The 11,721-nt window shown below is 47.6% G+C and carries 9 protein-coding genes; 4 read left to right on the top strand and 5 right to left on the bottom strand.

Annotated features, from left to right (window positions below; all coding sequences use genetic code 11):
* Positions 1-106: 106 nt before the first annotated feature.
* Entirely contained in the window at positions 107-2,683 is a 2,577-nt protein-coding gene (locus GI364_RS22545) for a glycoside hydrolase family 31 protein (protein WP_198851412.1), read from the top strand.
* Between the two features lie 210 nt (positions 2,684-2,893).
* Positions 2,894-3,718: an undecaprenyl-diphosphate phosphatase gene (locus GI364_RS22540; protein ID WP_198851411.1), complete on the top strand. Its 825-nt coding sequence runs from the start codon at positions 2,894-2,896 to the stop codon at positions 3,716-3,718.
* A gap of 186 nt (positions 3,719-3,904) precedes the next feature.
* Here the strand turns inward: GI364_RS22540 and GI364_RS22535 are convergent, their stop codons facing one another.
* Both GI364_RS22535 and GI364_RS22530 read right to left on the bottom strand, forming a co-directional pair.
* Positions 3,905-4,699, bottom strand: coding sequence for an FkbM family methyltransferase (locus GI364_RS22535; protein WP_198851410.1), 795 nt, complete (start codon positions 4,697-4,699; stop codon positions 3,905-3,907).
* A 144-nt stretch (positions 4,700-4,843) separates the two neighbouring features.
* Entirely contained in the window at positions 4,844-6,007 is a 1,164-nt protein-coding gene (locus GI364_RS22530; protein WP_198851409.1) for an FtsW/RodA/SpoVE family cell cycle protein, read from the bottom strand.
* Positions 6,008-6,245: 238 nt separating this feature from the next.
* On the opposite strand from GI364_RS22530, the gene GI364_RS22525 reads away from it, so the two are divergent.
* The gene (locus tag GI364_RS22525; RefSeq protein ID WP_198851408.1) at positions 6,246-7,580 is read left to right on the top strand and encodes an O-antigen ligase family protein; all 1,335 of its coding nucleotides are present in this window, start codon (positions 6,246-6,248) and stop codon (positions 7,578-7,580) included.
* A 127-nt stretch (positions 7,581-7,707) separates the two neighbouring features.
* On the opposite strand, the gene GI364_RS22520 is transcribed toward GI364_RS22525, so the two are convergent.
* Positions 7,708-8,745, bottom strand: a complete 1,038-nt coding sequence (locus GI364_RS22520) for a tyrosine-protein phosphatase (RefSeq protein WP_198851407.1) — start codon at positions 8,743-8,745, stop codon at positions 7,708-7,710.
* A 149-nt stretch (positions 8,746-8,894) separates the two neighbouring features.
* Here GI364_RS22520 and GI364_RS22515 point away from each other — a divergent pair, with 149 nt between their 5' ends.
* Positions 8,895-9,848 (top strand): D-2-hydroxyacid dehydrogenase, encoded by a 954-nt coding sequence (locus GI364_RS22515; protein WP_198851406.1) that lies wholly within the window; start codon positions 8,895-8,897, stop codon positions 9,846-9,848.
* 64 nt (positions 9,849-9,912) lie between these two features.
* On the opposite strand, the gene panC is transcribed toward GI364_RS22515, so the two are convergent.
* Together panC and panB are read right to left on the bottom strand one after the other, a co-directional pair.
* Entirely contained in the window at positions 9,913-10,848 is a 936-nt protein-coding gene (gene panC, locus GI364_RS22510) for a pantoate--beta-alanine ligase (protein ID WP_198851405.1), read from the bottom strand.
* Entirely contained in the window at positions 10,845-11,714 is an 870-nt protein-coding gene (panB, locus tag GI364_RS22505; protein ID WP_198851404.1) for a 3-methyl-2-oxobutanoate hydroxymethyltransferase, read from the bottom strand. Before panB ends, panC begins: the two co-directional genes overlap by 4 nt.
* Positions 11,715-11,721: the final 7 nt, after the last annotated feature.

The following is an 11,721-nucleotide window of genomic DNA, read 5'->3' as shown; positions in this document are numbered from 1 at the left end:
TCAAAGATTGGAACTGAAAGCTGAGGAAAAGGGTGCTCCGAGACCTGCTGCGCCCCTTTCAGACAAACACCATCAGGATAAATTGCAGAGTGGATGAGGTGCAGGCATGGAAACAAGTGAATCAATTCGTCCCGATAAGGCAGTTGAGACAGGGACTCAAACAATGGAAGGTTCAACAGCGACATTAGGGCGTGTGCTGGGCTATCAGGCAGATAAACAAGGTGTGCTGCTCTACTGTGAGCACGGAAACATCGCGGTTTCGTCTCCTGTCAAGGAACTGGTTCGGTTTACACTGTTTACCGGAACGCACCCTGAGTTGTCGACTTCAGTTGCCGTAATTGAGGAATTTGAAAGCAGACATTTTGAGGTTGATGAAGATGCGGATTTGAATCGGCTGACTGTTAAGTGGGCGGATGTGACGGCAGTCGTACACTTACAAGACAGTACGTGTGAAGTTGTGACCCATACAGGCCAGCGCGCCGTGGAGGGCCTTCAGTTTTATCAAACAACAGAAGGCAATGCGGGCTTATCCGCAGCAGCACACCCGCAAACCCATTACTACGGACTGGGGGAAAAGACCAGTTTTCTTGACAAACGAGGGGAGTCCTACACCATGTGGAACTCGGACGTCTATGCCCCTCATGTTCCGGAAATCGAGGCGCTGTATGTTTCAATACCCTTTCTCATCCCGTTTGACCAAAACCAGGCCTACGGCCTGTTTCTCGATAACACAGGGCACTCAACTTTTGACATGCGTCAGTTTGAGGATGCATTTGAAGTCAGGACCAAGACAGGCGGAGTGGATGTTTATGTCATTACGGGCCCTCTCTTGAAGGATGTCATTCGTCGCTACACCGCACTTACCGGCAGGATGCCCGTCCCGCCGAAATGGGCCTTGGGCTACCATCAATCCCGCTACAGCTATATGAGTCAGGATGAAGTGTTGGAATTGGCTCGGACTTTCCGGACGAAGCGGATTCCGTTGTCAGCTGTTTACCTGGACATCCATTACATGCGGGATTACCGCGTGTTTACATTCAACGGGCAGCGATTTCCCAATCCCAAAGCGATGATGGATGAACTCATGGAGATGGGGGTCAGAGTGGTTCCGATTGTCGATCCCGGTGTAAAACAGGACGCCAGATACTCAATTTACCGCAGCGGCGTAGAAGGGAACCACTTCTGCAGAACACTGGAAGGCGACATCTACATTGATGACGTCTGGCCGGGTGCAAGTGCGTTTCCTGACTTTACGGATGACAGAACTGCACAGTGGTGGAGTGAGAACCAGCAGTTCTACACTGACCTTGGTGTCCGTGGTATCTGGAACGACATGAACGAACCAGCGGTCTTCAATGAGTCAAAAACGATGCCGGGGCACATTATGCACCACAACAACGGTAACCCGAAGACACACGAGGAACTGCACAATGTCTACGGCACCCTCATGTCACGGGCGACTTACAAGGGACTTAAAGACGGTCTCGGGGGAGAGCGGCCGTTTGTACTAACGAGATCGGGATATGCAGGCATTCAAAGGTACGCAGCTGTCTGGACCGGAGATAACCGCAGCTTCTGGGAGCATATGGCGATGGCGATGCCCATGGTCTTAAACCTAGGCTTGTCCGGAGTCACCTTCAGCGGACCCGATGTAGGGGGCTTCGCACACCACGCGTCAGGAGAACTGCTGGCACGCTGGACACAGATGGGGGCTTTCTTCCCATTCTTTAGAAATCACAGTGCTTTGGACACTGTGCGCCAAGAGCCATGGTCCTTTGGGGAAGAAATAGAAGGGATTGTCCGAAGGTATATTCAGTTGCGCTATCAATTCATGCCGTATCTCTACAGCCTGTTCAAAGAGGCCTCAGAAACAGGCGTGCCGGTTATGCGTCCTTTGGTTTTGGAGTATCCCGATGATGTCAACACTTACAATCTGTCTGATGAGTTTCTGGTGGGCAAGGATGTCCTTGTGGCACCTGTTTATCGCCCTGACACAAGACACCGCAGCGTTTATCTGCCGAAAGGGATTTGGGTGAACTACTGGACGGGTAAGAGATATGAAGGCGGGCAGCATGTTTTGGCTGAAGCACCACTCGATACCATGCCACTGTATATCCGCAGCGGCGCCGTCATCCCGATGGATGATGCTAATGGGACATTTGATGGGGCATTACCGGCAGCTTTCGCGGAGCCTTCGGGCTTAGACCAAAATACGCTCCTCCACGTGTATCTGGACAACAAGTCTGAGTCTGCATTACAGGCTGAATCAGATGCTCGCATGGATGATACAGTTCAAGATGATGTGAACAGGACGACGGTTTTTGAACTGTACGAAGACGACGGAACGACTTTTGCGTATCAGGACGGTGTTTACAACCAGACTGCCATAACCGTTCAGGACTCTGCACAGGAAGCCGTTATAAAAATCGAGGTACAGCACCAAGCACTTTCGGGGAATAATGGGTATCCTATTGTCGTAACCGGGTGTGCAGCCACGGCAACAGTAACTTGGGTCGCGAACGATAAGCAGGGAGCGGTGGAACAACGGGTGTTGGAACGATTGTCGTTGGAACAACTGAGACAGGGAACTCAAGGAACAGCGTATAATGAAGATGATAAGACGCTCATTATTAAGCTTCCTGCGGGGCACCAGCACATCACTGTAGTCGTACAGAAGAACTGAAACATCAAATGCTTATCGTTTCTTGATATAATTCCCCACGAATGGTTTACTGTCAGCGGGGAATTTTGTTTTGTTAGGATTTAACTCATAAAAACTTTGTCGGATGCGGTCCTTTTTGGCAGGGAAACACCACTGCATGTTGAACAAGTAAAGGTTACTATCAAAACTCTATCTCACCACCAGTTCTACCGCAAAAGGAGCCAAGAAATAATGACGTGGATGCAAGTTGTGATTTTTGCTCTTGTTCAGGGAATTACGGAGCTTTTTCCGGTTAGTAGCGTAGCTCACGGAGTCATATTGCCGTTTGTGTTGCATTGGCCTCAGATTTCGGGCAACAACGATTTTCTGCCGTTTATTGTCATGTTGCACTTGGGAACGGCGGCTGCTCTGTTGATTTTCTTTTGGCGTGATTGGGTGGATCTACTGTTGTCTTTGTTCACGTCGGGTCGAAGACAGCAAAGGCGTTTGCTGGGCCTGATTGTTGTTGCAACGATTCCCGCGGCCATTATTGGGAAACTGTTTGAACATTTCTTTCGGAGGTTGTTCTCAGACCCTGCGTCCGCTGGTATATTCCTCGTTGTAAACGGGCTTGTGCTGATTCTGGTCGACCGGCTGGTAAAACACGCTCGCAGCAAGGACACCACCGATGTTACTTACTTTCAATCTTTTTTGATTGGGTGTGTACAAGTTTTGGCTTTAATTCCCGGCTTCTCTCGGTCCGGAGTGACTATGAGTGCGGGTATGCTGACAGGACTCAGTTATGAGGCGTCAGCACGGTTTAGCTTTCTGCTGGCAACCCCAATCATCTTGGGCGCGGGTGTTGTTGAGGTACCGAAAATGGTGCACAGCCACAACACTGCAATGATTCACTTCGGGCTCGTTGGAGGTCTGCTTGCAGGTTTTGTAGCATTTCTTAGCACATGGTTCCTGATGCGCTACTTTAACACGCACGAAATTCGCGCATTTCGTCCGTTTGCGTACTACTGTATTGTCGTAGGTGCCGTTGTTGCTGTTGCTGCTGGACTCGGTTGGTAGAACCCATGCGATAACGAAACCAAAGGTCGCGAGCGACTAAGGTCATATCGATAAGCCGCGACGGCGAAGTCTAGCCGCCGCGGCTTATTTGTTCTCAGGCAACCCCGGAGACGGGTACCCTCGGGGTTGCAGCAAGGTGGACTCAGGTCTGGATTCCCATCAAAGACTTGTGGTTTGGTACGCTAACTACGCTGTCATAATCACAGCGTCAATAAACGCATTTGAAAAGAGTTGTGGAAGGGAAATCTGATTCAGTAAGCCATCGTCATCCACCGTATGGAACGTGTAGCCGTATTTCTCTTGTAAGGCGTTGAGTAAAACCTTCAACTCATCCCAATAGTCTCCGAGCATGCGCTGATTTAGTTCGAAAATAATCGAGCTGACTCTTCTCTCAATCAAGGATTCCATCATGCCTAAAAACGCATGATATTCTGCTCCCTCAATGTCTATTTTAATGAAATCTACCTTTCCAATCCTTTTGACGGTTTCGTCCAGAGTAGTTGATTGCACTTCGACTTCAGTGATGGTATCATTTGCGAAATACTTGAAGTATTCTTCATCGTGCTGGTTGATGGAATTGGTTCCAGCCCACTTTTCTGAAACATAAAATTTTAGGGTGGTATTCTCAGAATAGATAGCCTTATTATGTATCTCGGTGCGAGGATTTAGCATATTCATGCCGACATTATCTTTTAAAACATGTAAGTTCTCTTCACTTGGTTCAAACGCAATGACTTTTCCCTTTTCTCCCACTAGTATACCGGACAGTACTGTGAAATAACCAATATTGGCTCCAGCGTCAATGAACGTATTCCCAGGCTTCAGGTTTTTAATCAAAAAGTTTGTAAGTCCAACTTCAAATACTCCGTCCTGCATAAGCTGTGACATAATGAGTCCTTGATCGTGAGCGTGTGCATACAATCGTCCTCCCCACTGAGGGAAGGTAAGCATCCGGTCACGTCCAACATAAAAGCCTCTCATAACATGCCCCTTTTCTTGTTCAAGATTTTAATAACCTCAGCAAAAACCTGACACTAGGTAGCATAGCAGAATACCCATGATAATTAGAATAGGAGAGGACGCAACACAAATTGGTTCGGACGGAATACCAATATGGGATTCATGCTAATAGGTTATTTTTTCCTTGCTCCGTATTCCTGCACTGAGAACCAAGCCAATCGCAAAATAAAAAACCCACAAAGAAGTACCGCCGGCACTTACAAATGGCAGAGTAATTCCGGTCGAAGGGCTCATGTACAAATCCATACCGACGTTCTCGAATACCTGAACTCCAATAATACCCGTAATTCCGACTGTGTAGTACATTGCAAAGACGTCAGAGGTTTGTCTGCCTATACGAATGAGTCTGTAGACCAAAATGAGAAACAGGAATATCAAAATGGCACTTCCGACAAACCCAAAATCCTGGCCGATGATGCTGAAAACATAATCTGAGGTTTGATTGGGGACAAACACACCACTCGAAGCCATGATCCCGCGTCCGAATGTTTCTCCAGAGCCAATCGCTATTCGTGCCATGTGGACGTTAAATCCAGAACCTTGCAGTTGTGCAGACGGATTCAACCAAGTGATGATACGATCAACCTGGTACGATTTTAAAATATGGTGTCCAACGAGTACCTGATTGATAAAATGAACCGCTTGGTTAGAATAATCTACAGCAATGAGTACGGTAGCACCGATGAAAAGGACAAAGAAAACAAATATAAGGACGAAATAACTGTTTTTTATAAACATGACAAACATCGTAGCGAATGTCGCGAATATCACAATCGCTTGGCCTAAAGCAGGTTCCAAATAGGTCAATACGAATGGCATCAACATGATGGAAACAAGAGGGAGAAAATGATTCATGCCATAGCTCGGGGAATCTGATTCCTCTACTCTCGCCATATAATTTGCGATGACTACAACCATTGCCAGTTTTGCTAGCTCGGAAGGTTGAAATGTAATGGAACCCAATCCTATCCATGAGTGAGCTCCATTAATCGTTTTTCCTATGACAAAGACAGCGGCTAGAAGTACAATGGTAAGACCATAGATATACCAACCAACTTTTCTCATTATCCGGAAATCAAAAAACATCGTTGCCAACATTATTACAAAACCTACCGACTCCAACATCATTTGCTTTATCCATCCGCTGTGAGAGCCGCCGTTTGCCAATTCAACGGCGTATATTGCAATGCAACTAAACACGGACAACATCAAAACCACTGTGATAATAGGAAAATCGGCCCTTACCAGTCTGGTTCTTAAAGTATTCATATCTCTTTAACTCCTGCCTTTGCATATGAATAGAATCTCAGAAGTCAGTGTCCCAGGAGGTGATGGCTGCGGCGATGGCTGCTTCGTTTATTTACTATTCGTTAGTATTCTCGACAGACCACACGGAATCCTCCGCTAGAGGTATCACATGTGGAAAATCGTGTTGGGGCTTGTGGTATAATGCGTGAAGCATATAGAGAGAATTCGGGGAAAGGCAGTACGAATGGAGCTGATAAAGATGAAGAGTCTGAGACGAGCACATCTAGAAGCAGATACATATCAACCCAGCTTGGACGACAGCCGACTAGTCCGGTGGTCTGTGTATGCTCTCATGGCTTTCCCGGTAATAGACTATTCTTTGCGTAGGTTTGTTCCTGTTGCAGGTCATGCTTGGGACAAAGTCATTTTTGCCATTCTTGTTATTTCAGCTTTCTCAAGGTACATACGTGGAAAACGTCCGCCGCGGTTTTCCTGGCACGTTTTTGCGCTGCTTTTTATTATCTACGGGCTATTTTTGGTCGCAGCCGGGCTAAGAACACATCCAATTCAGGCTTTAGAAGGCTATCAATTTGACGTCTATTATCTGCTGTTTACCTTTCCACTGCCGTTTCTAATTGGTCCGAAGGACGTGAGACCCTTACTCCATTTCGGAGTTGTTGTCGCTGTGGCAATTGGCGCTCACGCCATTTATCAATACATTACAAAAGTTCCGATTCCACCTCATTGGGCAGACACTCATGAACATGTACGTACGAGAGTGTTTTCCGTAATCAAAAGCCCAAATGAGCTTGGAGCTTATATGGCGCTTAACATTCCCATACTGGCGGGGCTAGCTTTGTCGGAAAAATTGAAAAGCAGAAAGGTCTTCTACTTTGCGGGTGTTGTTATTTGTTTTGCAGCACTTCTCTTTACCTTTACCCGTGGGGCCTGGATGGCATTGGTGCTGTCCACGCTGATTCTATCCATTATTGTCGACAGGCGGCTCTTGTTATTCGTGATTGCCTTTGCCATTGTTGCATTCTTCGTGCCTGCGATTCATCACCGTATTCTCGATTTGACGTCTCCTATCTATTGGCACAAGACCATTAAGTATGGACGTTTTGCTCGATGGATGACTGGGATTCATAAGCTGAGTAAAGACCCCTTGTTCGGCGCTGGCTTAGGCCAATATGGGGGAGCAGTAGCAGCTAAATACGGGCACAGTGTATATTCGGATGACTTCTATGTAAAGATCCTGGGGGAGACAGGCATTGTCGGATTGGTGCTGTTTATTACAATGCATTTTGCCTTAGTTCGGTCTCTCTACCAAAAGGTACGCAGTACGGTAGCGAGGCGGCAGCGGGTACTGTTGGCAGGCGGGCTCACAGGGATACTTGCTATTCTCTTTCACAACCTGACGGAAAACGTCTTTGAATATGCGCCTCTTGTGCTCTCTTACTTCATGTACGCGATGCTGTTTCTGATTCTTGGAACCCAAGTTGCCAATTCGGGCATTGCTGGGGAAAAAGTCAACAAATCAATTGTCCGTGACCGAAGGACTGATGAAGAGACAAGTTTGCAGAACGGTCCTTGACAAGGCGGATGATGACAGCGGATGACACTTGAGCTCAGCACTAGGCTGGTGGTGCAGGATAGAGCCCAAACTGGTCTGTCTGAGACATTGGGCAGCTTAGCTTAAAGCTGCCCAGTGCCGTGCCGTCTCATCGACGCGATGGCTTTTCCCGCCTGTTCCGGAGAAACGGTATTGGAAACGACCGCTTTGGAACAATTGCTGGTATGCATTCGACTGGCTGTCCCTGCCAAATTGAATTTGCATTCATTTTTAACATGTTGGCGGTCTCGCTGCCAAGTTCTGATGCAATATTCTCGTAAGCTGCTGCTAAAGTCGGCGGACGAGATTTGGTGTCGTGAGAATCGGAAGCAATCACGGCCGCTCGTCCCCGTTTCAGGATTTCCCAGGCTAATGCATCGGCTGGGTGCAGCTTCCCCTGCTTTTTCGTCAAACAACCGGCTGTTAATTGCAAGCTGATGTCCATACTGACCAACGTGTCAACTAACTGTGGATCATGCTGGATTTCGAGATTTCGCTCAGGATGAGCCATAATAGGTTTATAGCCCCGAACTTTCAACTCGTGGACCATATTCAGACTTTCTTCTGGTATGTTCGTTCCTGGAAACTCAATGAGTACATAGGGTGTTTCTCCTAATGTAGGGACATCGTCACTGCGTATATCGTCAATCAACTCTGGACTGAGCCGCACTTCGGCAGCGGGCTTTAAGATAGGGTAGCTCCCCGGGAGTTCATCAATGGTTTCAGACAACGCTTCAAAGCGCTGCTCAATAGTTTTTTTCTCCACAGAAAAGTGAGGACTCTTGTAGTGTGACGTACAAAATACACGCTGCACACCTTGGGCTTTCATTACAGATAACAGATTTAGGCTCTGCTCTAGTGAACTGGGCCCATCGTCTATATCAAACAGCACATGTGCATGAATTTCCGTTAATGAAGTTGGCTTTTCAATTACCTTGTCAGTCTTCTCCACGACCCTGTCACCTACTTTGCTCAGCCTGTGATAAAACCAAACGGGTTCATCAGCATAGGTTATGCGAATACAAACACAACAAAGACGGCTAGTAATGAAGGTCCAGCCGCACAATACCCACAGTATAGCAATCCTTTCTACATTTCGCAGTGGTAATTTAGAAAAATCTTTGTTGGCAGTTACTTTTCTGCTCATCTGCTTCCTTCTGTCGATAATACGCAGAAGAAGGCGTCAATTGTGATAACATGAATACGGATATACACGGACACGCTGGAAGAATGAGGACTCCATTCTGTCGTTTTGAAGGGCTCTAATGTAAAAACAAGGATGCGGAGGCTGCACAAATGATTCTAATCGCAGGCAAAATTCCTGAAGCAGACAGACACATTGACTGGTTAAACCAACAATTGCCGGAACCTGTGGCGTATGAAGAAAACCTTGATGAAGCGGCTCGTAAGTATGGGACTGTTCCCATTGTGATAGGACCCGCGTCCCGTAAGTTTACGGCTCAGCATGTACAACAGTACAGCGAGCTAAAGTGGTATCACTCGCTGAGTGCAGGTGTGGATGCACTTCCGCTTGCACAGTTTCGTCAACAGGGCGTGACTTTGACCAATTGCAGCGGTATCCATGGGATTCCCATGTCAGAACAAATCATGGGAATGATGCTCATGTTTAGCCGGAACCTACATAACAACGTGCGCAGTCAGATGGATGAAGAATGGACCCGAGACTATCCACTGTTGCAGGAGTTGCATGGAAAGACCTTGTGTATTGTCGGAGCTGGCAGTATTGGTAAAGCTGTAGCGCAGCGTGCCAAGGCCTTTGGAATGAAGGTTATCGGCGTTAAACGGAACCAGTTGGACATGCCCGATTTTGATGAAGTTGTTGGCCATGAAGAATTGGATGGTATGCTGCCAAAGAGCGATTATGTATTATTGCTGACACCTCTAACAGATGAGACGTATCACCTGTTTGGCAGGAATCAATTTCGGGAAATGAAATCCTCCGCAGTCTTCTTGAACTACGCCAGGGGGAAAGTTGTGGATGAAGAAGCATTGATTCAAGCCCTCAGAACCCATGAAATTGCCGGAGCCGGACTGGATGTTTTTGCACAGGAACCGCTCCCGGCTCAGCATCCGCTCTGGGGCATGAATGAGGTGATTATTTCTCCGCACACAGCAGGCGTTTCTCAAAACTACTATGATAGAGCGCTGCAGGTTTTTGTCGACAATTACAATGCATGGTGCAATGGGGACCCAATGCCTACCAAGGTTAATCTGGAATTGGGGTATTGACAGCAGTCTAAAAACAGGTGTTTTCCGGTTCAGTAACGGGAAAACACCTGTTTTACTTTATCTTCTACTTGTACAGATTTGTGACATCATTGCTTCCAACATTTAGCTGGAAGTTGTCAATCAGGCGTGCCTTCCCGACATACGCAGCAACGGCCAGCATTATTTCACCTTCTGCATGTCCTATCGACTGAAGATTGGAAAGCCTTACAACCTCAGCATAATCAAGGTTGACCTCTGGTTCTTTAGCAATGATGTGCTGCATTGTGTCTTTGAGTCTCCGGGTATCTCGCTCGCCCTGCTCTAAAAGCTGGCGGGCTGCCGTGAGTGCGCGGTATAACACCGGTGCATGCATACGCTGTTCGTCTGTCAGGTAAGCGTTGCGGGAACTCTTTGCTAAACCATCGGCCTCTCTGACAGTCGGCACGGAGATAACACTCACTGGTATATTTAAGTCTCGCACCATCTTTCGAATGATTGCAGCTTGTTGCCCGTCTTTTTGGCCAAAATAGGCATTGTCCGGTTGGACGATGTGAAACAGTTTGCTTACTACTGTGGTTACTCCGGCAAAGTGTGTTGGCCGGGACTTTCCGCAGAGCACCCGAGCCAATTCAGGCAACTCAACAGTTGTCGCCATTGGTTCGGGATACATCTCCTTGACTGACGGTGCAAACAACAAGTTGCAACCGTGTTCCGTCAGGAGTTTTTTGTCCCGCACTTCGTCTCGCGGATACGCATCGTAGTCCTCGTTGGGACCAAACTGCAATGGATTAACGAACAGGCTTGCAATGACGATATCGTTATCGCGTCTAGCCGCGTCTACCAGCGCCGCATGCCCTTCGTGCAGATAGCCCATGGTCGGCACAAGTGCAATCATCTTCCCATCTCGTCTGGCAGAACGAACAAACTCTCGTACTCCAGCAATACTTGTAATTGTCGTGAGAAGGCCTGCTTCGCTGGTTTCCGTTGTGTCAAGTCTTTGCTTATCCGTTGAAGTTTTCATGTCGGACTGTCATCCTTATCTGTCTGCAAGTATTCATTCCACCGGGCTAATTCATCGGGCTTTAGCCTGGGTGTCTGTTCTTCTCCAGGAAACTGTCCTTCTGTCACTTCCTGAACGTACTGTGCAGCCGCGGAGCGAATTGTGTCCGCGATATTAGCAAAGCGTTTATTATGTTTCGGAATATAGCCGGATGTATACCCTGTCATATCGTGAAAAACAAGAACCTGACCATCACAGCCCGGCCCTGCACCGATGCCGATGGTTGGAATGGAAAGTCTCTCTGTTAGAGTTTGTGCCAACTCGGCGGGGACCATTTCCAGAACCAGTGCAAATGCTCCAGCTGCCTCAAGGGCTTTTGCATCTTCGAAAATCGTTTTTGCCTGTTGCAGATTCCTTCCCTGTACCGAAAATCCCCCCATTGCATGAACGGATTGGGGGGTAAGACCCAGATGTGCCATGACCGGTATTCCGGCATGTACAAGTGCACGTACGGTTTCGGCTTGCTCTTTGCCGCCTTCCAGTTTTACCGCATGTGCCCCGGCTTCCTTCATTAACTTGCTGGCACTTTCCATTGCCTGTTCCTTTGTTATTTGGTAGGACATAAAAGGCAGGTCTGCAACGATGAGCGACCGCCGCACACCTCGGCTGACCATGCGCGTGTGATAAATCATATCCTCAAGTGTAACGGGAAGCGTAGTGCTGTGTCCCTGAACGACCATTCCCAGTGAATCGCCCACTAAAAGCACAGGGACACCGGCCTCTTCCAACAACTGTGCTGTTGGAAAGTCGTAGGCAGTCATCATTGCAATTTTCTGCTTGTCCTGTTTCATTTTCCGAAGTGTTGTAACGGTGATAGATTTCTCCATTTCAAAC

Source organism: Alicyclobacillus sp. SO9 (assembly GCF_016406125.1).
Classification (GTDB): Bacteria; Bacillota; Bacilli; order Alicyclobacillales; family Alicyclobacillaceae; genus SO9.
The sequence above is the reverse complement of the archived record's forward strand: the minus strand, read 5'-3'. Positions and strand labels throughout refer to the sequence as shown.